The organism is Cedecea colo (genome assembly GCF_011808225.1).
Classification (GTDB): Bacteria; Pseudomonadota; Gammaproteobacteria; order Enterobacterales; family Enterobacteriaceae; genus Dryocola; species Dryocola colo.
Genome location: NZ_SOYS01000002.1, coordinates 632,338 through 654,818, shown reverse-complemented (window position 1 = coordinate 654,818; position 22,481 = coordinate 632,338). Strand labels below are relative to the sequence as shown.

Sequence of the window (22,481 nt, the reverse complement as noted above, 5' to 3'; positions counted from 1 at the left end):
CAGGGCGGGAGTTGCAGTGATGAACAGTATATGGGGACGTTATTCACACTTTCAAGCGTTCAATTATTAACCGAACCAGTGGTGGAACATCAGTTTGATGTAGTCGATGATTCGGCTAAAGAAATTGCCTTCCGGCATTTCTTGCAGCACCACCAGCGGACGCTGTTCGATAGTTTTGCCGTCAAGCTGGAAGTTAATGGTGCCGACAACCTGATTTTTCTGTAGCGGAGCGTGCAGTTCTGGCGTGTTCAGCACATAGCTGGCCTTCAGGTCTTTCATCCGGCCGCGCGGGATGGTCAGGTAAACGTCTTTATCCACGCCAAGGGACGCACGGTCGTTATCACCAAACCAGGCTGGCTCAGAGGAAAATTCTTTCCCGGCTTTCAGCGGAGAAACGGTTTCGAAGAAGCGGAAGCCCCAGGTAAGCAGCTTTTTGCTTTCGGTTTCGCGGCCTTTATAGGTATGCCCGCCCATTACTGCGGAAATCAGGCGCATCTGCCCTTCGGTTGCGGAGGCGACCAGGTTGTAACCTGCAGAATCGGTGTGGCCAGTTTTGATACCGTCAACGTTCAGGCTCTTATCCCACAGCAGACCGTTACGGTTCATCTGACGGATGTTATTAAAAGTAAACTCTTTTTCTTTATAGATGCTGTATTCGTTCGGCACGTCGCGAATCAGGGCCTGCCCGATCAACGCCATATCGCGTGCGGAGCTGAACTGCCCGTCGGCGTCCAGGCCGTGAACGGTCTGGAAATGGGTGTTCTTCAGGCCAAGGGCGGAAACATAGCTGTTCATCAGGCCAACGAAGGCATCCTGGCTGCCGGCGACAAAGTCGGCCATCGCCACGCAGGCATCGTTACCGGACTGCAGGTTAATCCCGCGAATCAATTGAGCCACCGGCACCTGCATGCCGGGTTTGAGGAACATCAGCGATGAGCCTTTAAAGACCGGGTTGCCGGTCGCCCAGGCGTCGTTGCCCACGGTGACTACCGCGTTCTCATCGAACTTGCCAGCTTTCATCGCCTGACCAATTACATAGCTGGTCATCATTTTGGTGAGGCTTGCCGGATCGCGGCGGGCGTCAGCGTTAGATTCGGCCAGCACTTTCCCTGAGTTGTAATCGATCAGGATGTACGCTTCCGCATCAATCTGCGGAACGCCTGGGATCATTGTTTTAATGTTCAGGTCGTCAGCTTGAGCGCAAGCCAAAGCACTAAGAGTAAGGGCCGTAGAGAGCGCCAGGCGCTTAACAAAACGTACAGGAAGGGCTGTATTCATGATAAGAACAACGACATCCGTGATGGAATTAAAAAAGTGCCTTACTATAGCAAAAGCGATTTTTACTGGCATCCGACTTTGCGCATGATTTGTTAATGAGCTTTACACTAATTTACGCATTGTGGATGCCGGTAAGTTTCTCTTACATAGCAGGTGCGTTGGTAATAAATGACTGTTGCTGAGCTTCGCTCATCAGCCGCTGCTGCAATGCTGCGGCTTCGCTACGGCTGCCAAAGGGGCCGAGCTGCACACGATAAACCGCGCCGTTGCTTGAAACAGCGCCCGGCACATTAAATTGCTGGCTGAGTTTCTGCTGCCATTGCGTTGCGCGCGCCTGGTCGCTTACGGCACCTACCTGAACCACGTAGCGCCCTGAAGCTGCGGCTGGCGCTGCGGCCTGAACGGACCCCTGTACGGAACCTGGGGCCGTCACAGGAGCCTGCGGAGCAGCAGGCGCGGCAGTTTGCTGGGCTGGGGCTGGAGCTGGAGCCTCAGCGGCCGGTGCTGGCGCGGGTTCTTCGGTTTCAATAACGCCTGCCGCAAGCGGCGTTGCCGCACCCAGGAAACCGCCGCTGTTCACTGGTGCACCGGTTGTCTCTTCGCTTTGCAACGAAGCGTTACTGATGGCGCGAACATCGCCTTGCGGCGCATCCACTGGAGCAGAAGAGGCGCTTCCCATGCCGGTGTTTAAATCCGGGCGAGCGGGCAGGGCATAAGTTTGTTTAGCTATGGTGGTACAGGCGGTACCCGGACCTGACAGGGTGCCGTCTTGCGCCACCAGAATCGGGTCGATTCTTACTTTAGTGTTGTTCGACGTGTTAAGGCGATCCGCAGAGGCTCGGGAAAGCGAAATCACGCGATCGTTGCCGTAAGGGCCACGGTCGTTAATGCGCACCACAATCATGCGGCCGTTAGCGAGGTTGGTTATGCGCGCATAGCTTGGGACAGGCAACGTTGGATGCGCGGCTGTCAGCGCCATGGCATCAAAGGGTTCGCCTGAGGCCGTCAGATTGCTTCCGGGTTCCGCATCATAGATAGCCGCCAGGCCAGTCTGGCTAAAATTGGCCGGATTCTGGACAATCTTGTAGCTTTTACCGTTATTTTCGTAATCCTGATTCACCGAAGGAATCAACGGCTCATAGCGCGGTTCAGCACCGCTAATTTCTACCGTCGGACCATTACAAACCGCTGGTTGCGGCTGCTGGTTTACCTGCGGTTGTTCGTCATCACCGGACGAACAGCCAGCCAGAATGGCGGCTGCTACAAAAATTCCTGGCCAATGCTTAACCATTGCGCACCTCGTTACACGCTTTTCGACAACATCTTTCTGTGGGTATGTATCGACATCACGATACCAAACCCGGCCATCAGTACTATGAGGGCCGAGCCCCCGTAACTCACCAGCGGCAACGGCACGCCGACCACCGGTAAGATACCACTAACCATGCCAATATTAACAAACACATATACGAATAAAATCAGCATTAACCCGCCTGCCATAACGCGGCCGAAGGTTGTTTGTGCCCGGGCGGCGACATATAGCCCACGCATAATAAGCAGCAGGTAAAGAGCCAGTAATACCAGGACGCCAACCAGCCCCAGCTCTTCTGCCAGCACGGCGAAAATAAAGTCCGTATGGCGTTCGGGAAGAAACTCAAGCTGCGACTGCGTACCGTGTAGCCAGCCCTTGCCCCGCAAGCCGCCGGAGCCGATCGCAATTTTGGACTGAATAATATGATAGCCCGCCCCGAGCGGATCGGTTTCCGGATCGAGCAGCATCATCACGCGCGCACGCTGGTAGTCGTGCATCAGGAAGAACCAAAGAATCGGGACAAAGGCCGCGAGCAGCAGCACCGCGATACCAATTAAACGCCAGCTCATGCCGGAGAGGAACAGGACGAAGAGGCCTGAAGCCGCAATCAGAATGGAGGTTCCAAGGTCCGGCTGGGCCGCGACCAGCAGCGTTGGCATGAAGATCAGTACCAGTGCGATACCGGTGTTTTTCAGCGTCGGCGGGCAAACGTCGCGGTTAATAAAGCGAGCAACCATCAGCGGGACGGCGATTTTCGCAATCTCTGACGGCTGGAAGCGCACGATGCCCAAGTCCAGCCAGCGCTGCGCACCTTTAGAGATAGCCCCGAAGGCGTCAACCGCGACCAGCAAAATAATACAGATGATATACAGGTAAGGCGCCCAGCCTTCATAGACGCGGGGCGGGATCTGAGCCATAACAATCATCGCCATCAGGCCCATCAGGATCTGGCCGACTTTACGCTCCATCATGCCCATATCCTGGCCGCTGGCGCTCCAGACGACCAGCGCGCTGAAGACCAGCAGCGCAAGGATAGTGACCAGGAAAAGCGGGTCGATATGGATTTTATCCCACAGCGACTTTTTATTCGGATTGTCAGTCATGGTTATTGATCCTCAGAGCCGGGTGCGGCAGGCGCCTCAGCCGGCAAATCCGTGTTGTTATCCCCGAGCATCAGGTGGTCGAGGATTTGACGCATAATCGTACCTACCGCAGGACCGACGCCGCCGTTTTCCAGAATGATGGTCACGGCATATTCCGGATGCTCATAGGGAGCAAATGCGGTCATTAATTTGTGGTCGCGTAAACGCTCGGCAATTTTATGCGCGTTGTAAGTTTCGTTGGCCTTCAGGCCAAATACCTGCGCGGTACCGGATTTTGCCGCGGCTTTATAGGGCGCATTCGCGAAATACTTGTGCGCCGTACCGTTCGGACGGTTGGCGACGCCGTACATGCCGTCTTTGGCTATCTCCCAGAATCCTGAGTGAATGTCGCCGACAGGCGGCTGCACCGGCTGCGTCCAGGGAACCTGTTTGCCGTTTTCGGCGGTGCTTTGTAGAAGATGAGGGACGCGTACGATGCCATCGTTAATCAGGATCATCATCGCCTTGCTCATCTGAATCGGCGTGGCTGTCCAGTAACCCTGGCCGATGCCAACCGGGATGGTATCGCCCTGATACCACGGCTTCTTAAAGCGCTTTTGCTTCCATTCGCGCGTAGGCATATTGCCCGAACGCTCTTCGGAAAGGTCGATGCCCGTGAAGTGCCCGTAACCAAATTTGCCCATCCACTCGGAGATGCGGTCGATGCCCATGTCGTAGGCGACCTGATAAAAGAAGGTATCCGCTGACTCTTCGAGAGATTTGGTAACGTTCAGGCGGCCGTGGCCCCACTTTTTCCAGTCACGATAGCGTTTCTCGGAGCCTGGAAGCTGCCACCAGCCCGGGTCGAACAGCGAGGTGTTACGGTTGATCACGCCCGCGCTCAGCGCAGACACGGCCATATAAGGTTTAACCGTTGAGGCTGGCGGATAGACGCCCTGCGTTGCCCGGTTGATAAGCGGCGTGTTCGGATCGTTAAGCAGCCCGGAATAATCTTTCGTGGAGATACCGTCAACGAACAGGTTTGGGTTATAGCTCGGCATAGAAACCAGCGCCATAATGCCGCCGGTGCGTGGGTCTGTAACCACTACGGCCGCACGGCTGCCTGCCAGCAGGGTTTCAATGTAATTCTGTAATTTCAGATCGATAGTCAGATAAATATCGTGCCCGGCCTGCGGCGGCACTTCTTTAAGCTGACGGATAACGCGACCGCGGTTGTTAACCTCAACCTCTTCATAGCCGGTTTGCCCGTGAAGCACCTCTTCGTAATAGCGCTCTATACCCAGCTTGCCGATATCATGGGTTGCGGCATAGTTGGCGAGCTTGTCGTCTTTGTCGAGGCGTTCAACGTCTTTGTCGTTGATCTTAGATACGTAGCCAATGACGTGGGTCAGCGCGGAACCATACGGATAGTAGCGACGCTTATAGCCTTTCACTTCCACGCCAGAGAAACGGTACTGATTCACGGCAAAACGGGCGACCTGCACTTCGGTCAGGTTCGTTTTTACCGGAATGGACGTAAAGCGGTGCGAGCGGGCGCGCTCTTTTTTAAAGTTGGCGATATCGTCATCGGTGAGATCGACCACCGGGCGCAGCGCGTCAAGCGTGGCCTGCACGTTATCCACTTTCTCCGGCATCATCTCGACCTGATAGATGGTGCGGTTGAGCGCAAGCGGCGTGCCGTTACGGTCGTAAATAATTCCGCGGCTTGGCGGGATCGGCACCAGCTTGATGCGGTTTTCGTTTGAGCGGGTCTGGTAGTCGGTAAAACGGACGATTTGCAGATTATAAAGGTTGGCGATAAGCACGCCGGTCAACAGCAAAATGCCGATAAAAGCGACCAGCGCCCGGCGCACAAAGAGCGCAGACTCAGCCGAATAGTCGCGAAAAGAATTCTGTAATTTCATCCGTAGGTTTGTTTTACCAGGCTCGATGTTTACTCACGGTGATAGGGATGATTGGTCGTTATGCTCCAGGCACGATAAAGGCTTTCCGCCACCAGAACCCGCACCAGCGGATGCGGCAGGGTCAGCGTAGAAAGCGACCAGCTCTGTTCCGCGGCGGCTTTACAGGCCGGAGCCAGTCCTTCCGGACCACCAATCAACAAGCTGACATCACGACCATCCTGCTTCCAGCGTTCAAGCTGGGTGGCAAGATGTGGCGTATCCCACGGCTGACCGGGGATATCCAGGGTGACGATGCGGTTGCCTTTACCGGCTGCCGCCAACATCATTTCGCCTTCTTTATCGAGGATGCGTTTGATATCAGCGTTTTTGCTGCGTTTTCCTGCCGGGATCTCAACGAGTTCAAACGGCATGTCTTTAGGAAAACGACGCAGGTACTCGGTAAAACCGGTTTGCACCCAGTCAGGCATTTTAGTTCCGACCGCCACCAGTTGCAGCTTCACTCATTAACCCCAGAGCTTTTCCAGTTCGTACAGCTGACGGCTTTCTTCCTGCATCACATGGACGATAACTTCGCCCAGGTCCACCACTACCCAGTCGGTCGCGTTGATGCCTTTTACGCCCAGCGCATCCAGACCTTCTTTACGAACGGACTCGACAACGTGTTCAGCGATGGACATAACGTGGCGATTGGAGGTGCCGGTACAAATAACCATGCAATCGGTGATGCTTGATTTGCCCTGAACATCAATCGCGATGATGTCCTGGCCCTTGAGATCGTCGATCTTATCAACGATGAAATCCTGGAGTGCTTTACCCTGCAAGTGTTCCCCCTGGGAGAATAAAAGTGTTCAATGTGGCCCGTAACAAAAGCCATTATACTTAATTGCTGGCTGAGCTGGCCGAAAATTGGCGGCGAGGCGCTCAAAGTGGGCTATCATCCCACCGGATGGCCTGGTTTGCATCGCCATTTTTGTAAAACTGTTTTCGAAAAGTCATGCTTACGGGCAGGAAATTATGGCAGCGGAGCATAACAGCCTGAGGTGCCGTGTCAATGGCTGACAAGATTAACTCGTCAGGGGTTTTGTCAGCGTCAGGTATTCCGCGCGGCTATTAAGCGTTTTTAGCGTGACAAAGTCGTTATGGATCTCCACCGCGCTCCACGTTCCCTGTTCGATAGCAAAGTGCCACAGGGAAGCGGGCGGCATATTTAGCAACGTCGCGAGGAACAAGCTCAGCACGCCCTGATGGCTGACAATCAGGATATTTTCTTCATTATGCTGGCGCAATTTTATCGACCTGCTAAATTCGCTGACTCTTTGATTGAATCGCTGAAAACCTTCGCCGTTTTTCGGAATGACGTTTTGCCAGTCGCTGCACCAGGCGGCATAATTTTGCGCATCTTCACGTTGCAGGCAGCGATGATGGCGCATTTCCCAGTCGCCAAAATTCATTTCGTTCAGGCGTGGCTCGGTGACAACGGGGATATCGCGCCCTTGCAGAATTAATCTTGTCGTATGCTGCGCCCGGCCCAGTTCGCTACAGAGTACTTTTTCGAAAGCGACGCCGCGCAGCATGTGCCCAACGGCCAGCGCCTGGTTTATGCCCAGCTCCGTAAGTTCCGTTTCCGAAATACCGCTATATAAGCCATCAAGGTTTGCCCGGGTTTCTCCGTGACGCACTAACCACAATTTCATCGCTATCGCTGATACAAATTATGTTGCTGGATAAAGGCCAGCACCGGGGCAGGGACAAGATCGCCGCACGACAGGTTTTGCGCCAGCCGCTGGCGAATAGCGGTGGCGGAAATGTCATACATTGGCGTTTGTGCCAGATAAATTTTCCCGGCAGGGGCGGCATGCAATTCGTCAACCGAAGTTGTGCTGTGTCTGTCCAGCCAGCGCTGTTGCCCGGGCGTGTCCATGGCAACTGAGTAACCCGGACGCTGGCAGACCAGCAAATGACACAGATCGAGCAGGCTTTCCCAGCGATGCCAGCGTTGCAGGCTCAGCAGCGAATCCTGACCGATAATAAAAGCCAGAGGCTGCTGCGAGCCTTGTTCGGCGCGCACTTCTTCCAGCGTCTCAACGGTATAAGAAGGCGTGGATCGCGCCAGTTCGCGCGCATCAAGTTTGAAAAGTGAATTTCCTGCAATCGCCAGTTCCACCATTGCCTTGCGCTGTTGGCTATTGGCCTCAGGCTGAGGGCGATGCGGCGGAACGTTATTTGGCATAATAGTAACCCGATGCAACGCCACCTGCGTTGCCAGCGCGGCAACGGGCTTCAGGTGCCCGTAATGGATCGGGTCGAATGTTCCGCCGTAGATCGCGCACAGCGGAAGGACTGGGCTAGCCATCAATAAAGATTTCCGGCAGGGTAGAATGACACAGCAGCAAAGAAAGCCCTTCCAGCTCGGCCCAAACCGACTGCCCGTAATCCTGTTTTAGCGTCAGTTCAATCTGGCTTAACAGGCGCACGGCCTGGTAAAGCTGCTCTACGCTGAGGCGATTCAGGGCTTCGGTAACCAGCGCCCGACGATTTTGCCAGACCCGCTGTTGGTCAAATAGCGTGCGCAAAGGCGTATGCGCGGCCTGGCGTTTGAGGTTCACCAGCTGCATCAGTTCACGCTGAATGGTGCGCAGCAGGATCGTCGGCTCGCTTGCTTCAAGCCTGAGCTGCTGCAAAATATGCAGGGCGCGCTTATTTTTTCCGCCAAGAACGGCGTCAATCCAGTGAAACGGCGTGAAATGTGCCGCATCGCTTACCGCCTGCTCTACGCGTGGCAGCGTTAATTTTCCATCCGGCCAGATAAGCGAAAGCCGTTCCAGCGCCTGGGAAAGGGCCAGTAGATTACCTTCATAGCAGTAGCAAAGGAGCTGATTTGCCGCATCGTCCAGCGCGAGGTTCATCTGTTTCGCACGCAGCGACACCCAGCGCGGAAGCTGCGCGTGTTCCGGTGTCTGGCAGGTCACCAGCACGCTACGATCCGCCAGTCGGGCATACCAGGCGGCATTCTCTTGCGCTTTGGTAAGCTTATTTCCACGAACCAGCAGCAGGATGTCGTCATGCAGCAGACCGATAAGCGTTTCCAGTTGGCTATTGATAGCCGCATTCGGGCCGTTATCGGGTAGCTGAAGCAGAAGAGTCTGGCGGCTGGCGAAAAGGCTCAGCGCCTGACAAATGGAGAATAAAGCCTGCCAGTCTGTGCTGGTGTCGATCTGTACCCGGTGATGCTCTTCAAAGCCCTGAGCGACGGCCGCCTGGCGCACCGCATCATAACTTTCCTGTAACAATAAAGGATCGTTACCAAGCAGCAAATACGCCGCGCGCAGCCCTTCATTGAGCTGCGCGCGGAGTTGTTCAGGATACAACCGAATCATTGGCTACCGGCAGTGGCCGGAAGCGTAGTGGTGACGCGACCGGAGGTCGTTTCGGCGTTAACCGCTGCGCCGTCAGCCGGGTTTGCTTCAGCTTTGTTTGTTTCCGCAACGTCCGCTGCGTGGACAGAAAGCAGTTTGCGAATCAACTGTTGCGCGGCGTTGGTGTACATCTCTTTGATAAGCAGATCCTGCTCGGCATCTTTCGCCAGGGCAGTCAGCGGGTTATCAAAGAATGACTTATACACTTTGGCGCTGATCGGGTAGATATCATGGCCTGGAATTAAGACCTGCGCCCTGACTACCATCACCATTTGATATTCCGCGGTACGACCGTCCTGGAAGATAGAAGCGGTATCTTTACCCAAGGAGCTTCCCAGCACGCGAAGCGAAGGAATATCTTTGCGAACGCCGGTTTTCGTATCCTCAACGAGGGTCACGCCGTTTAGCCGTAGCTGAGAGCGGATTTCACGCGTTAACGGCCCGTTAGGGTCGCTGGAGTTAAGGATCAGAGTTTTCAGCTGATCGGGCACCTGCGTGCTGCCACGTAGGTGAAACCCACATCCGGCGGTGAGAAGCACCGCCAAAGTAACTAACAAGGTAATAAAGGGATGTCGCACGGTTCCTCCTGCGCTTAGCCCACAACCAGGTTCAGCAGTTTACCCGGTACGTAAATCACTTTACGCACGGTTACGCCCTCAAGATACTTCGCTACCAAATGTTCCTGACCCGCACGTTCACGGACCTGTGCCTCTGTAGCATCAGCCGGGACGGTGATTTTGCCGCGCACTTTGCCGTTAACCTGCACGACAACCAGCAAAGAATCTTCCACCATCGCTTTTTCATCAGCCTGCGGCCACGGCGCGTTATCAATATCGCCTTCGCCACCCAGAGACTGCCACATATCGAAGCAGACGTGCGGCGTGAACGGATACAGCATGCGCACGACGGCCAACAGCGCTTCGTTCAGCAACGCGCGATCCTGGTCGCCATCCTGCGGCGCCTTCGCCAGCTTGTTCATCAGCTCCATAACCGCGGCAATCGCGGTATTGAAGGTCTGACGACGGCCGATATCATCGCTCACTTTGGCGATAGTTTTGTGAACGTCGCGACGCAGGGATTTTTGATCATCGTTTAATGCTGTTACATCCAGCGCAGGAGCGGCACCACGGCTGGTGTGCTCGTAAGCCAGCCTCCAGACGCGTTTCAGGAAGCGGTTAGCTCCTTCAACGCCGGATTCCTGCCACTCAAGCGTCATATCTGCTGGTGAGGCGAACATCATAAACAGACGAACGGTATCCGCGCCGTAGCGCTCCACCATCACCTGCGGGTCGATGCCGTTGTTTTTCGACTTCGACATTTTGCTCATGCCAGCATAGACCAGTTCATGGCCCTGCGCGTCAGAGGCTTTGACAATGCGGCCTTTCTCGTCGCGCTCAACGATAGCATCTACCGGGGAGACCCAGTTACGCTCGCCGTTTACGCCGGTATAGTAGAAGGCGTCTGCCAGCACCATACCCTGACACAGAAGCTGTTTAGCCGGCTCGTTTGAGGTGACCATGCCCGCGTCGCGCATCAGTTTGTGGAAGAAGCGGAAGTAGAGCAGGTGCATGATGGCGTGTTCAATACCGCCAATATAGATATCAACCGGCAGCCAGTAATTAGCTGCTTTAGCATCAAGCATGCCTTTGTCGTACTGCGGGCAGGTGTAACGCGCGTAGTACCAGGAAGACTCCATAAAGGTGTCGAAGGTGTCGGTTTCACGCAGCGCAGGCTTACCGTCAACGGTGGTTTTCGCCCACTCAGGATCGGCTTTGATTGGGCTGGTGATGCCATCCATTACCACGTCTTCCGGCAGGATAACCGGCAGCTGATCTTCTGGCGTTGGCATTACGGTGCCGTCTTCCAGCGTGACCATCGGGATTGGGGCGCCCCAGTAACGCTGACGGGAAACGCCCCAGTCGCGCAGACGGTAGTTAACCTTACGTTCGCCGACGCCTTTGGCTGCCAGTTTGTCAGCAATCGCGTTAAAGGCGCTCTGGAAGTCCAGGCCGTCGAACTCGCCAGAGTTGAACAGGGTGCCTTTTTCAGTCATTGCTTGCGCGGACAGGTCAGGTTTGCTGCCGTCTGCGTTCAGAATAACCGGTTTGATTTGCAGGCTATATTTGGTGGCAAATTCCCAGTCGCGCTGGTCGTGGCCAGGAACCGCCATTACCGCGCCGGTGCCGTATTCCATCAGCACGAAGTTCGCGACCCAAACAGGAACCGCTTCGCCGGTCAGCGGATGAATAGCGTTAATGCCGGTGGCGACGCCTTTTTTCTCCATGGTTGCCATTTCAGCTTCGGCAACCTTAGTGTTACGGCATTCTTCGATAAATTCAGCCAGAGCCGGATTATTTACCGCCGCCTGCTGGGCCAACGGGTGACCGGCAGCGACGGCAAGATAGGTCACGCCCATAAAGGTATCCGGGCGGGTAGTGTAAACCTTCAGCTTTTCCGCGCTGTTTTCAACGTCGAAAGTGATTTCCACGCCTTCGGAGCGACCAATCCAGTTGCGCTGCATGGTTTTGACCTGATCGGGCCAATGGTCCAGCGTATCCAGATCGTTAAGCAGCTCGTCCGCATAAGCGGTGATTTTGATAAACCACTGCGGGATTTCTTTGCGCTCAACTTTGGTGTCGCAGCGCCAGCAGCAGCCGTCGATAACCTGTTCGTTCGCCAGCACGGTCTGGTCATGCGGGCACCAATTAACGGCGGACGTTTTTTTGTAGACCAGCCCCTTGTTATACAGCTGGGCAAAGAACTGCTGTTCCCAACGGTAGTATTCCGGCGTGCAGGTCGCCAGCTCGCGGCTCCAGTCGTAGCCGAAGCCCAGCGTTTTGAGCTGGTTCTTCATGTAATTGATGTTGTCATACGTCCACGGCGCGGGTGCGGTATGGTTTTTTACCGCGGCACCTTCCGCAGGCAGGCCGAACGCATCCCAGCCGATTGGCTGCAGAACGTTTTTACCCAGCATACGCTGGTAGCGGGCGATAACGTCGCCAATGGTGTAGTTGCGGACGTGGCCCATATGTAGTCGGCCAGAAGGATAGGGGAGCATGGACAGGCAGTAGTATTTCTCTTTGCCTTCGTCTTCGGTGACTTCAAAGGTACGCTTCTCTTGCCAGTGAAGCTGTACGTTGGATTCTATCTCTTCCGGGCGGTATTGCTCTTGCATGGCGGCCAGTGGTCCTGTAATGAAAGACAGCTACAAGTTGTAGCCTGTAACGTATTAGGTTTCAGATCCGCATAGCATAGCTGATAAGACAGCGGCAAAACAGCCTTTCGACACCCCTCAAGCCCTTTTCTCGTTTGCGCTTTTTTACGCGGCTTGTGGACAATCTGACAAAGGGATGACCGATTAAGGTCTACTATTAGAGCAGGTTACATACCATGAATACCGGAATCTCTTCAAGGAGGCAGACAGAAGATGAACAAGGTTGCTCAATTTTACCGTGAACTGGTGGCCTCGCTCACCGAACGATTACGCAGCGGGGAACGCGATATTGATGGACTGGTCGCCAGCGCACGCAAACGCATGAACGATACCGGGGAGCTGACCAAAACGGAAGTGGATGAAGTCACCCGTGCGGTACGCCGCGACCTGGAAGAGTTTGCCCGTAGTTATAACGAAAGCCAGGATGAGTTTACCGACAGCGTATTCATGCGCGTAATTAAAGAAAGCCTCTGGCAGGAACTGGCGGATATCACCGATAAAACGCAGTTAGAGTGGCGGGAAGTTTTCCAGGATCTTAATCATCACGGCGTTTACCACAGCGGTGAGGTTGTCGGGTTAGGAAATCTGGTCTGTGAGAACTGTCATTTTCATTTGGCTATCTATACGCCGGACGTCCTGCCGGTTTGCCCGAAATGCGGGCACAACCAGTTTCACCGTCGGCCTTTTGAGCCGTAAGGTAAAAGCGCCTTCTTTGCAGAAGGCGCTTTCTGTTTAGTGCAGGATCTTCGCCAGGAAGTCTTTCGCGCGCTCGGACCGCGGATTGTTAAAGAAGTCTTCTTTATTCGAATCCTCGACGATTTTGCCTTCGTCCATAAAGATTACGCGGTTTGCCACCTTGCGGGCAAAGCCCATTTCGTGGGTCACCACCATCATCGTCATTCCTTCCTGCGCCAGTTCGACCATAACGTCCAGCACTTCGTTGATCATTTCCGGATCTAGCGCCGATGTCGGTTCGTCAAAAAGCATAGCTACAGGGTCCATGCACAGCGCACGCGCGATAGCCACACGCTGCTGTTGACCGCCAGAGAGCTGAGCCGGGTATTTATCGGCATGGGCCGTCAGGCCGACACGCTCAAGCAGCTTAAGGCCTTTTGTACGCGACTCTGCTTTATTGCGCTTAAGCACCTTGACCTGCGCCAGCGTCAGATTCTCAATAATCGACAGGTGAGGAAACAGCTCAAAATGCTGGAACACCATGCCGACGTGGGAACGCAGCTCGGCAAGGTTCGTTTTTTTACTGTTTACCTGCGTGCCGTTAACGACAATTTCGCCTTGTTGCACCGGCTCCAGGCCGTTAACGGTCTTAATTAACGTCGACTTACCTGAGCCAGAAGGTCCGCAAACCACCACCACTTCGCCTTTTTTTACCTCGGTTGAGCAGTCGGTTAGCACCTGAAAGTGGCCATACCATTTAGAAACATTTTTCAGGGAAATCATTACACTGTCCTTTTCTTCAAATAGCTGACCAACAGCGAGGCACTAAGACTGATAACAAAATAGACCAGGCCGGCAAACAGGATCATTTCTACCTGGGTTCCGTCACGTTCACCAATGGTGGAGGCGGTGCGGAAGAAGTCGGCGAGGCTTAAAACATACACCAGCGAGGTATCCTGGAACAGCACGATGCCCTGAGTTAACAGCAACGGCACCATGGCGCGGAACGCCTGCGGCAGAATAATTAATTTCATCGACTGCCAGTGCGTCATGCCTAACGCCAGCGCAGCGTTAGACTGTCCGCGAGAAACGCTCTGGATACCGGCCCGGATAATCTCAGAATAATAGGCGGCTTCGAACATCGAAAAAGCAACCATAGCGGAGATTAAGCGGATGTCGGTCTGTGGCGACAGGCCCAGCACTTTTTGCAGAAAGCCTGGCACCACCAGATAGAACCACAGCAGCACCATCACCAGCGGCACGGAGCGGAAAACGTTAACGTAAGCGCTGGCAAACCAGGCGACGGGTTTAAAGCTTGAAAGACGCATGACGGCAAGCAGCGTGCCCCACACGATACCAACAACCACGGCGGTTACGGTGATTTTCAGGGTAATAATCAGCCCCTGAATCAGGTAAGGCATGGCCGGAAGAATTGAACTCCAGTCAAACTCGTACATTATTTGCCTCCCATATTGCCAGGCAGGCGAACTTTGCGTTCCACCACGTACATCACCAGCATAATAACGGCGTTAATCAGCACGTAGGCGAGCGTGATTGCCGTAAAAGATTCATAAGCATGGGCTGAATAATCCAGCAGTTTCCCGGCCTGGGCTGCCATATCGACCAGACCGATGGTGGAAGCGATGGCCGAGTTTTTCACCAGGTTCATCATTTCAGAGGTCATTGGCGGGACGATCACGCGATACGCATTCGGCAGCAGGACATAGCGATACGCCTGCGACAGCGTCAGGCCCATTGCCAGCGCCGCGTTTTTCTGCCCGCGAGGCAACGACTGGATGGCAGCACGAACCTGTTCACAGACGCGAGCGGCGGTGAACAAGCCCAGACAAATCATCGACGACAGGAAGAACTGTACGTTCGGATCCAGCTCAGCTTTAAACCACATGCCGAGATTTTCCGGCAGCAATTCCGGCACCACTAAGTACCAGGTAAAGAACTGAACAATCAAAGGCACATTACGGAATAATTCAACGTAAAGCGTGCCCAGGCCTGAAAGCCAGCGATTAGGAACGGTACGGAGAATGCCAAAAAGAGAACCGACGAAAAAGGCAATGATCCATGCGGTGATGGAAAGGGCGACGGTGACCTGGAAGCCGTTCCAGATCCAGCCCAGATAGGTGGTGTTGCCGAACGGGGCGGGCTGTAAAAAGATTCCCCAGTTCCAGTCTATAGACATAAACGACTCCGAAAAAATGAGGGTAGCAGCGCTACCCTAAGACCATTGACAAAGAACTTCGTGATTAAAGGCCGCTGAAAGCAGAACGATTAAAAACTAAGCATGCTGTCATCTGGTTTACCCCGAACGGCCAAAAACTCCGTTTCTGGCCGTTCGTCAGCAAGTGAGGGTAGCAGCGCTAGCCTCGAAGATTGATGAGAAGCTTGTACCTATTCAGGTCTTTGCCTGGGTTTATCAGGTACTTTCACGTTGGGTAGGGAACGACCACCCAACGCATAGTCTGTCCGAGCTTCAGTTCGTCAATCGGGAGGACGGTTCATCCCGTCCCTGTGGTTCTAATTAGTTAAGAGCTTTATCGTTTGGTTCTTTGAACAGCGCTTTCATATCGTCAGACAGGGCAAAATTCATATTGATATTTTTCGGCGGGATTGGGTTCATAAACCATTTATCAAACCATTTGGCTGCTTCGCCGGAGGTTTGCACTTTCGCAATGGTGTCATCCATCAGCTTTTTGAATTCCGGATCGTTTTTACGCAGCATACAGCCGTAGGCTTCACGGGACTGAGGCGTGCCAACGATTTCCCAGTTATCCTGTTTTTTCGCTTTAGCACGTTCGCCGGCGAGCAGGGCGTCATCCATCATAAAGGCAACCGCACGGCCGCTTTCCAGCGTACGGAAGGAGTCGCCGTGATCTTTGGCGCTGATAATACGCATATCCATTTTCTTCTCTTCGTTCAGCTTATGCAGCAGAACTTCGGATGTTGTCCCGGACGTGACGACAACCGCTTTGCCTTTCAGGTCAGCGAAGTCTTTAATCGGGCCGCCTTTTTTCACCAGCAGGCGAGTACCGACAACGAAAATGGTGTCTGAGAACGCGGCTTGTTTCTGGCGTTCCAGGTTATTGGTCGTGGAACCGCACTCAAAGTCGAAGGTGCCGTTTTGTAGCAATGGAATACGGTTTTGCGAGGTGATTGGAATCAGCTTAACCTGCAGATCCGGTTTATTAAGCTGTTTTTTGACGGCTTCAACGATGGCGTTGGAGTAGTCCTGAGAGTAACCGACGACTTTTTGCTGGTTATCGTAGTAAGAGAACGGGACGGAAGATTCACGGTGGCCGACGACGATCACGCCGTTAGCTTTGATTTTATCCAGCGTGCTTTGCTGTGCGTCACCCGCTGGCGCTGCGGCAGGCTTAGCATCTTCTGCATGCGCAATCCCGACGCTCATTCCCATAACTAACATTGCTGCGGCAAATTTTCTCAATTGCATTTCCAACTCCTTAATCTTCGTGCCATGGACGGCACTGATACCCGATGTGAGCGTTGTGTTTTGTTGTTGTGTGGCGATAAAAACGGGCGAATCTTCGCCTTTTGTTAACATTTAACGTAGCTGAATGTAAAGTTATTGCTATGCAGATGTTTATTTTTGCGAAGTGCGCCGCACCGTTTAAAGGCAAATATCTGCCGTTGCACCAGAATGGTGCTTGCGGCGGTTTAAAGTGGTGCAGCGGTAATTGAAGCTTTGTTATTACTTCGCCATTTGACGTTTTGTCAGTTATTACAAAGCAATTGATGTGCCAGAAATAAAAAAGGCCAGCAGATTAGCTGGCCTTTGCACGGGGAAATTACGATTTCTTGCGGCTACGTAAGCTCATCAGAACGGCGCTGAACCCGAAGACCAGCGTGATAATCCACAGCGGCCAGTTTCCGAAGCGGGCGTAAGGCGTAAGACCCGTCGTAGGCGTGACCTTTGCTTCGAGCACTTCACGGGTGAACTGAGGAATTATCGCTTCAACGTCGCCGCTGGCGTTAATAACGGCCGTTACGCCGTTATTAGTGCTGCGCAGCAGCGGGCGGCCGAGTTCCAGCGAACGCATGCGGGCCATCTGGAAGTGCTGCCATGGGCCAATCGATTTGCCGAACCACGCATCGTTGGAGATGGTAAGCAGAAAATCGGTGTCCGGGCGGAAATTGTCCCGCACCTGTTCGCCAAGAATAATTTCATAGCAGATGGCCGCCGTCAGTTTAATACCGTTGGCGTGCAGCTGGGGCTGCAAATACGGCCCCCGGCTAAAGGAGGACATCGGCAGGTCAAAGAATGGCGCAAGCGGGCGCAGGATGGATTCCAGCGGAACAAACTCGCCAAAGGGAACGAGATGGTTCTTATTGTAACGATCCGCGCTGTTGTAACCGTACGGGTTACCTTCACCCAGCGTGATGATGGTGTTGTAGGTGTCATAACGGTTTTGCTTATTGAGCCGGGCGTCCACGATACCGGCGATCATCGCGCTGTGCTTAGCGCGCAGCAGATCGTCCATCATGGTCAGGAACTGCTGCTGGTTGATTTCAAGGTCGGGAATCGCTGACTCAGGCCAGATAATCAGCCGGGCTTTGCCCATTTGCGGCTGGGTTTTATCAAGATAGATTTTCAGCGTGTTAACGAGCTGATCCTCATCCCACTTCAGGGACTGCGGAATATTTCCTTGTACCATAGCAATATCAACGGCGCGCGCTTCTTCTGGCTGAAACCATTGCACAGAACGCAGCGGCCACGACAGCAGCAGCAGGGCGGCAGCAATAACCGCCGGACGCCAGCTGCGTTGCTGCAGGGCAAAGGCAAGCAGGCCGCTTATGATCATCAGCAGGAAGGTGACGGCTTCCACCCCCAAAATCGGCGCTATGCCTTTGAGCGGGCCGTCAATCTGGCTGTAGCCGAACTGCAACCACGGGAAGCCCGTCAGCACCCAGCCTCGCAGGAACTCGGTGCACTGCCACAGCATCGGGGCAGCAATCGCCACACGCCACCAGCTTGTCTTTGGCCACAGCTTATTCAGTAAACCCGCGAACAGACCGGTATAAAGCGACAGGTAAGCGGCGAGCAGTACCACAAGGAAGACGTTGACCGGCCCCGGCATACCGCCAAACTGCGCGATGCTGACATAAACCCAGTTAATGCCGCTGCCAAACAGGCCAAGCCCCCAAAAGAAGCCTATCCAGGCGCTTTGAATAGCACGACGGTTGAGGGTCAGACCCTGAAGACCTGCCAGAGAGACAATGGCGGCAGGCCAGAAATCATACGGGGAAAAGGCCAGCGTCCCGCAGGCGCCAAAAAGCAGCGCCAGCAGCAGACGCACGCGCTGGCGCTGTAGTAGTAAGGCAATTGCCATTTTTAAATTAATCTTCCAGTTTCGGTTGCGGCGAATCGTCCGGAATTCTGACGTGAACCTGAATGATACGGCGGCTATCGGCCATGGCGACCTTGAACTGGTAACCATCTATTTCAATGGTTTCGCCGCGCGCGGGCAGATGCCCAAACGCCTGCATAACCAGACCGCCAATCGTATCTACTTCGTCGTCATTAAAATGGGTGTCAAAGGTGTCGTTAAAATCTTCGATAGAGGCCAGGGCCCGCGCCGTCCAGGTGTGGCGGCTTAGCTGGCGGAAATCGCTGTCTTCTTCATCGTCGTACTCATCTTCGATTTCACCGACGATCAGTTCGAGAATATCTTCAATAGTGACGAGGCCTGCGACGCCGCCAAACTCATCAATCACAATCGCCATGTGGTAGCGTTGCTGACGAAATTCTTTCAGCATGCGGTCTACACGCTTGCTCTCAGGCACAACTACGCACTGACGCAACACTTTTTCCATGCTAAACGGCTCGGTATCGCTGCGCATAAACGGCAGCAGATCCTTTGCCATCAAAATCCCTTCGATATGATCTTTGTCTTCGCTTATCACCGGGAAGCGGGAGTGTGCCGATTCGATGATGACATCGAGGCATTCGTCCAGCGTCTGGTTGTGTTTGAGCGTCACCATTTGCGAGCGCGGGATCATGATGTCGCGGACGCGTTGGTCGGCAATATCCATGACGCCTTCGAGCATGTCGCGGGTGTCCTGATCGATAAGATCGTTTTGCTCAGAATCACGGATGAGCTCTAGCAGATCGTCACGGTTTTTTGGCTCACCGTGAAATAGCTGGTTGAGAAGCAGGGAAAAGAATCCCTTTTTACTGGCAGGCGTGTCGCTGTTTTGTGAATTGTCGTCGCTCATGGCGTTAGGTTTTTGGCCCCTCGATTATGGATAGATAGCAGGCAGTTGGATGGGTCGCTACCTGCACCTGTTGCGCCGCAGTCATGGTTGACGGCGGCGACTATTCTTTCTCGGCAATGTACGGATCGGCATACCCAAGAGCAAGCATTATCTCTGTTTCCAGGGATTCCATCTCTTCGGCTTCTTCGTCCTTAATATGGTCATAGCCCAGCAGGTGTAAACTACCGTGGATAACCATATGCGCCCAGTGCGCATCCAGCGGCTTGTCCTGCTCCTGCGCTTCTTTTTCTACTACCTGACGGCAGATAATGAGATCGCCAAGCAGCGGCAGTTCAATGCCCGGAGGCGCTTCAAAGGGGAAGGATAAAACGTTGGTGGATTTGTCTTTGCCCCGGTAAGTGAGATTCAACTCGTGGCTTTCCGCGTCATCTACCAGACGAATCGTCACTTCTGATTCTTCCTGGAACTGCGGTATGACTGCATCAAGCCATGCCTGAAACTGCGCCTGGGCGGGCAGGCCCGCGGCTTCTTCACAGGCAACCTGTAAGTCCAGAATAACCTGACTCATTTGCTCTCCTGCGCGGCGGAATTAATCGCCATCGCTTCACGCTTACGCTCAGCGGCCAGCTCATCTTTACGGATTTGCTCGGCGTTTTCCCATGCTTCATAAGCATTGACGATGCGGGCGACCACAGGATGACGTACGACGTCTTCGCTATTCAGAAAGTTAAAGCTGATTTCATCGACTTCCGCCAGCACGTCGATGGCATGGCGCAGACCCGACTTCATATTGCGTGGCAGATCAATCTGCGTAACGTCGCCGGTGATCACCGCTTTGGAGTTAAAGCCGATACGCGTCAGGAACATTTTCATCTGTTCGATGGTGGTGTTCTGGCTTTCATCAAGAATGATAAAGGCATCGTTCAGGGTACGGCCGCGCATGTAGGCCAGCGGTGCCACTTCGATAACGTTGCGTTCCATTAGTTTTTCAACGCGTTCAAAGCCGAGCATTTCGAACAGGGCGTCGTAAAGCGGGCGCAGATAGGGATCCACTTTCTGACTCAGATCGCCTGGCAGGAAGCCGAGTTTTTCACCTGCCTCAACGGCCGGACGGGTCAACAGAATACGTCTGATGTCCTGGCGCTCCAGCGCGTCAACGGCGGCCGCTACCGCAAGGTAGGTTTTACCGGTGCCGGCAGGGCCGATACCAAAGGTGATATCATGGTCAAGCACGTTGGCGATATACTGCGCCTGGTTCGGCGTGCGGGGTTTAATCACGCCACGCTTGGTCTTGATGTTGACCGCTTTGCCGTAATCCGGAACGTGTTCCGCCGATTGTTCCAGCACGCGAATTTCTTTAATCGCCAGGTGAATTTGTTCCGGGTCAATGTCCTGGGTTTCGCCACGCATTGGCGCCGTATCAACATAAAGATTGCGCAGGATATCAGCGGCGGCATTCACCAGTAACGCACGACCGGTGAGCTTGAAGTGGTTTTCACGACGGTTGATTTCGATACCCAGCCGGCGTTCGAGCTGTTTAATGTTGTCATCAAACGGACCGCACAGGCTTAGTAAACGAGCATTATCTGCGGGTTCCAGCGTAATTTCACGTGTTTCGATATTCAAACTTATCCTCTGGGTCACTCAGGGCCGGTTCAGTAGTCATTGTCATGCCTTGCCTGCTCTCATCAGGCCATAAAGAGATTATTTACGGCGAGTGTTAATGGCGCAAGCCTCGGTTTTGATATTTGGGTGGCGGATTCAGAATGCAAGTGCAAACAATGAAAACGCCCATCGGTTCACCGTGTTAGCGATCCGATGGGCAGAGCAGGGCGGAATTACGGCTGATAGAGGCCTACGCCGATGTCGTTCTCTTTGCGGGTACGTGCAATGACTGATTCTGGTGTTTCTGTCATGCGCAGGCCCATCTCTTCCTCGATGCGTACCACCTTGCCGCGCAGGGAGTTGTTGGTAGCGACTTCAGTAATCTCTACATCAACAAATTTACCGATCATATCCGGAGTACCTTCAAAGTTTACCCCGCGATTGTTTTCGGAGCGTCCGGTCAGCTCCATAATGCTTCTGCGAGACGTGCCTTCCACCAGGATGCGCTGAGTGGTGCCGACCATCTTACGGCTCCACTCCATTGCCTGCTGGTTAATGCGATCCTGCAGAATATACAGGCGCTGCTTTTTCTCTTCTTCCGACACGTCATCGACCATATCTGCCGCAGGCGTACCCGGACGGGCAGAGAAGATAAAGCTGTAGCTGACGTCAAAATTCACATCCGCAATGACCTTCATGGTTTGCTCGAAGTCCTGCTGCGTTTCGCCAGGGAAGCCTACAATAAAGTCAGAGCTAATTTGAATGTCCGGACGCGCCGCGCGCAGCTTGCGAATAATAGCTTTATATTCCAGCGCCGTGTGGGTGCGGCCCATCAGGTTTAGCACCCGATCCGCACCGCTTTGAATCGGCAGGTGCAGGAAGCTCACCAGCTCCGGCGTATCGCGATAAACGTCGATGATATCGTCCGTAAACTCAATCGGGTGGCTGGTGGTGAAGCGAATGCGGTCAACGCCGTCAATCGCCGCGACCAGACGCAGAAGCTCAGCAAAGGAGCAGATGCCGCCATCATAAGCCGCGCCGCGCCAGGCGTTGACGTTCTGGCCCAGCAGGTGAATTTCGCGCACGCCCTGTGCCGCGAGCTGTGCGACTTCGAACAGGATGTCATCGCATGGGCGGCTGACTTCTTCACCACGGGTATAAGGCACCACGCAGTAAGTGCAGTATTTGTTACAGCCTTCCATAATAGAAACGTAGGCCGTCGGGCCATCCGCGCGCGGTTCCGGAAGGCGGTCAAATTTTTCGATTTCCGGGAAGCTGACGTCAACGATCGGGCTACGGGTGCCGCGCACTTTGTTGATCATCTCAGGCAGGCGATGCAGCGTCTGCGGCCCGAAAACGATATCGACATAATTAGCGCGTTGGCGAATAAGCTTGCCTTCCTGGGAGGCAACGCAGCCGCCGACGCCGATAATAAGGTCAGGATTTTTTCGCTTTAAGAGTTTCCAGCGGCCTAACAGGTGGAATACTTTTTCCTGGGCTTTTTCACGAATAGAACAGGTGTTTAGCAGCAATACGTCCGCTTCTTTTGGCTCATCCGTAAGGACATAGCCATGGGTGCTGTTCAGCAAATCGGCCATCTTCGATGAATCGTATTCGTTCATCTGACAGCCCCAGGTTTTAATATGGAGTTTTTTTGTCATCGACTTTGCCATTGCTCAGTTAAGCCCGAAATCTTGGGCGCGTATTGTAATGCTTTGCGGGAGA

General features: G+C 53.9%; 21 protein-coding genes. 1 reads left to right on the top strand and 20 read right to left on the bottom strand.

The features are described from left to right. Window positions 1–66 precede the first annotated feature (66 nt). The 11 genes from dacA to leuS all read right to left on the bottom strand — a co-directional run bounded on the left by dacA (window position 67) and on the right by leuS (window position 12,188). Window positions 67–1,278: a D-alanyl-D-alanine carboxypeptidase DacA gene (dacA, locus tag E2L00_RS07640; protein ID WP_167609235.1), complete on the bottom strand. Its 1,212-nt coding sequence runs from the start codon at window positions 1,276–1,278 to the stop codon at window positions 67–69. Window positions 1,279–1,420: 142 nt separating this feature from the next. After that, entirely contained in the window at window positions 1,421–2,569 is a 1,149-nt protein-coding gene (gene rlpA / locus E2L00_RS07635) for an endolytic peptidoglycan transglycosylase RlpA (protein WP_167609232.1), read from the bottom strand. A gap of 11 nt (window positions 2,570–2,580) precedes the next feature. Continuing rightward, on the bottom strand, window positions 2,581–3,693 hold the full coding sequence (gene mrdB, locus E2L00_RS07630; protein ID WP_167609229.1) for a peptidoglycan glycosyltransferase MrdB: 1,113 nt from the start codon (window positions 3,691–3,693) through the stop codon (window positions 2,581–2,583). 2 nt (window positions 3,694–3,695) lie between these two features. Next, window positions 3,696–5,597, bottom strand: coding sequence for a peptidoglycan DD-transpeptidase MrdA (mrdA, locus tag E2L00_RS07625; RefSeq protein WP_167609226.1), 1,902 nt, complete (start codon window positions 5,595–5,597; stop codon window positions 3,696–3,698). Between the two features lie 29 nt (window positions 5,598–5,626). Next, window positions 5,627–6,097: a 23S rRNA (pseudouridine(1915)-N(3))-methyltransferase RlmH gene (rlmH, locus tag E2L00_RS07620; RefSeq protein WP_121267148.1), complete on the bottom strand. Its 471-nt coding sequence runs from the start codon at window positions 6,095–6,097 to the stop codon at window positions 5,627–5,629. A gap of 3 nt (window positions 6,098–6,100) precedes the next feature. Beyond that, window positions 6,101–6,418 (bottom strand): ribosome silencing factor, encoded by a 318-nt coding sequence (gene rsfS / locus E2L00_RS07615; protein ID WP_167609223.1) that lies wholly within the window; start codon window positions 6,416–6,418, stop codon window positions 6,101–6,103. A 243-nt stretch (window positions 6,419–6,661) separates the two neighbouring features. Continuing rightward, window positions 6,662–7,291, bottom strand: coding sequence for an adenosylcobalamin/alpha-ribazole phosphatase (locus E2L00_RS07610; RefSeq protein ID WP_167609220.1), 630 nt, complete (start codon window positions 7,289–7,291; stop codon window positions 6,662–6,664). 2 nt (window positions 7,292–7,293) lie between these two features. Beyond that, complete coding sequence (gene nadD / locus E2L00_RS07605; RefSeq protein ID WP_167609217.1) at window positions 7,294–7,950, bottom strand: nicotinate-nucleotide adenylyltransferase; 657 nt, start codon at window positions 7,948–7,950, stop codon at window positions 7,294–7,296. Beyond that, a complete protein-coding gene (holA, locus tag E2L00_RS07600) occupies window positions 7,943–8,974 on the bottom strand; it encodes a DNA polymerase III subunit delta (protein ID WP_167609214.1) in 1,032 nt (343 codons plus the stop codon). The genes nadD and holA overlap by 8 nt, the downstream gene beginning before the upstream one ends. After that, window positions 8,971–9,591, bottom strand: a complete 621-nt coding sequence (gene lptE, locus E2L00_RS07595) for an LPS assembly lipoprotein LptE (RefSeq protein WP_167609211.1) — start codon at window positions 9,589–9,591, stop codon at window positions 8,971–8,973. The genes holA and lptE overlap by 4 nt, the downstream gene beginning before the upstream one ends. Window positions 9,592–9,605: 14 nt before the next feature. Further along, window positions 9,606–12,188, bottom strand: a complete 2,583-nt coding sequence (gene leuS, locus E2L00_RS07590) for a leucine--tRNA ligase (protein ID WP_167609208.1) — start codon at window positions 12,186–12,188, stop codon at window positions 9,606–9,608. Between the two features lie 252 nt (window positions 12,189–12,440). Here leuS and E2L00_RS07585 point away from each other — a divergent pair, with 252 nt between their 5' ends. Beyond that, complete coding sequence (locus E2L00_RS07585; protein ID WP_167609205.1) at window positions 12,441–12,923, top strand: zinc ribbon-containing protein; 483 nt, start codon at window positions 12,441–12,443, stop codon at window positions 12,921–12,923. A gap of 36 nt (window positions 12,924–12,959) precedes the next feature. On the opposite strand, the gene E2L00_RS07580 is transcribed toward E2L00_RS07585, so the two are convergent. The 9 genes from E2L00_RS07580 to miaB all read right to left on the bottom strand — a co-directional run bounded on the left by E2L00_RS07580 (window position 12,960) and on the right by miaB (window position 22,417). Beyond that, window positions 12,960–13,685 (bottom strand): amino acid ABC transporter ATP-binding protein, encoded by a 726-nt coding sequence (locus E2L00_RS07580; RefSeq protein ID WP_167609202.1) that lies wholly within the window; start codon window positions 13,683–13,685, stop codon window positions 12,960–12,962. Continuing rightward, on the bottom strand, window positions 13,685–14,359 hold the full coding sequence (gene gltK, locus E2L00_RS07575) for a glutamate/aspartate ABC transporter permease GltK (RefSeq protein ID WP_167609199.1): 675 nt from the start codon (window positions 14,357–14,359) through the stop codon (window positions 13,685–13,687). The genes E2L00_RS07580 and gltK overlap by 1 nt, the downstream gene beginning before the upstream one ends. After that, a complete protein-coding gene (locus E2L00_RS07570; RefSeq protein WP_167609196.1) occupies window positions 14,359–15,099 on the bottom strand; it encodes an amino acid ABC transporter permease in 741 nt (246 codons plus the stop codon). The genes gltK and E2L00_RS07570 overlap by 1 nt, the downstream gene beginning before the upstream one ends. Before the next feature lie 339 nt (window positions 15,100–15,438). Beyond that, window positions 15,439–16,368 (bottom strand): amino acid ABC transporter substrate-binding protein, encoded by a 930-nt coding sequence (locus E2L00_RS07565; RefSeq protein ID WP_167609194.1) that lies wholly within the window; start codon window positions 16,366–16,368, stop codon window positions 15,439–15,441. 355 nt (window positions 16,369–16,723) lie between these two features. After that, window positions 16,724–18,265: an apolipoprotein N-acyltransferase gene (gene lnt / locus E2L00_RS07560; RefSeq protein ID WP_167609192.1), complete on the bottom strand. Its 1,542-nt coding sequence runs from the start codon at window positions 18,263–18,265 to the stop codon at window positions 16,724–16,726. 7 nt (window positions 18,266–18,272) lie between these two features. Then, on the bottom strand, window positions 18,273–19,151 hold the full coding sequence (gene corC / locus E2L00_RS07555) for a CNNM family magnesium/cobalt transport protein CorC (RefSeq protein WP_167609189.1): 879 nt from the start codon (window positions 19,149–19,151) through the stop codon (window positions 18,273–18,275). Window positions 19,152–19,251: 100 nt separating this feature from the next. Then, window positions 19,252–19,719, bottom strand: coding sequence for an rRNA maturation RNase YbeY (gene ybeY / locus E2L00_RS07550; RefSeq protein ID WP_167609186.1), 468 nt, complete (start codon window positions 19,717–19,719; stop codon window positions 19,252–19,254). Continuing rightward, entirely contained in the window at window positions 19,716–20,777 is a 1,062-nt protein-coding gene (locus tag E2L00_RS07545) for a PhoH family protein (RefSeq protein ID WP_167609183.1), read from the bottom strand. The genes ybeY and E2L00_RS07545 overlap by 4 nt, the downstream gene beginning before the upstream one ends. A gap of 212 nt (window positions 20,778–20,989) precedes the next feature. After that, window positions 20,990–22,417, bottom strand: a complete 1,428-nt coding sequence (gene miaB / locus E2L00_RS07540) for a tRNA (N6-isopentenyl adenosine(37)-C2)-methylthiotransferase MiaB (RefSeq protein WP_167609180.1) — start codon at window positions 22,415–22,417, stop codon at window positions 20,990–20,992. Between the last annotated feature and the right edge of the window lie 64 nt (window positions 22,418–22,481).

Excerpts from the sequence above, each read along its gene's own strand:
- dacA (WP_167609235.1), bottom strand. The coding sequence starts at position 1,278 with ATGAATACAGCCCTTCCTGTACGTTTTGTTAAGCGCCTGGCGCTCTCT.
- rlpA (WP_167609232.1), bottom strand. The coding sequence starts at position 2,569 with ATGGTTAAGCATTGGCCAGGAATTTTTGTAGCAGCCGCCATTCTGGCT.
- mrdB (WP_167609229.1), bottom strand. The coding sequence starts at position 3,693 with ATGACTGACAATCCGAATAAAAAGTCGCTGTGGGATAAAATCCATATC.
- mrdA (WP_167609226.1), bottom strand. The coding sequence starts at position 5,597 with ATGAAATTACAGAATTCTTTTCGCGACTATTCGGCTGAGTCTGCGCTC.
- E2L00_RS07610 (WP_167609220.1), bottom strand. The coding sequence starts at position 7,291 with ATGAAATTGTGGTTAGTGCGTCACGGAGAAACCCGGGCAAACCTTGAT.
- nadD (WP_167609217.1), bottom strand. The coding sequence starts at position 7,950 with ATGGCTAGCCCAGTCCTTCCGCTGTGCGCGATCTACGGCGGAACATTC.
- holA (WP_167609214.1), bottom strand. The coding sequence starts at position 8,974 with ATGATTCGGTTGTATCCTGAACAACTCCGCGCGCAGCTCAATGAAGGG.
- leuS (WP_167609208.1), bottom strand. The coding sequence starts at position 12,188 with ATGCAAGAGCAATACCGCCCGGAAGAGATAGAATCCAACGTACAGCTT.
- E2L00_RS07585 (WP_167609205.1), top strand. The coding sequence starts at position 12,441 with ATGAACAAGGTTGCTCAATTTTACCGTGAACTGGTGGCCTCGCTCACC.
- E2L00_RS07580 (WP_167609202.1), bottom strand. The coding sequence starts at position 13,685 with ATGATTTCCCTGAAAAATGTTTCTAAATGGTATGGCCACTTTCAGGTG.
- gltK (WP_167609199.1), bottom strand. The coding sequence starts at position 14,359 with ATGTACGAGTTTGACTGGAGTTCAATTCTTCCGGCCATGCCTTACCTG.
- E2L00_RS07570 (WP_167609196.1), bottom strand. The coding sequence starts at position 15,099 with ATGTCTATAGACTGGAACTGGGGAATCTTTTTACAGCCCGCCCCGTTC.
- E2L00_RS07565 (WP_167609194.1), bottom strand. The coding sequence starts at position 16,368 with ATGCAATTGAGAAAATTTGCCGCAGCAATGTTAGTTATGGGAATGAGC.
- lnt (WP_167609192.1), bottom strand. The coding sequence starts at position 18,265 with ATGGCAATTGCCTTACTACTACAGCGCCAGCGCGTGCGTCTGCTGCTG.
- corC (WP_167609189.1), bottom strand. The coding sequence starts at position 19,151 with ATGAGCGACGACAATTCACAAAACAGCGACACGCCTGCCAGTAAAAAG.
- ybeY (WP_167609186.1), bottom strand. The coding sequence starts at position 19,719 with ATGAGTCAGGTTATTCTGGACTTACAGGTTGCCTGTGAAGAAGCCGCG.
- miaB (WP_167609180.1), bottom strand. The coding sequence starts at position 22,417 with ATGACAAAAAAACTCCATATTAAAACCTGGGGCTGTCAGATGAACGAA.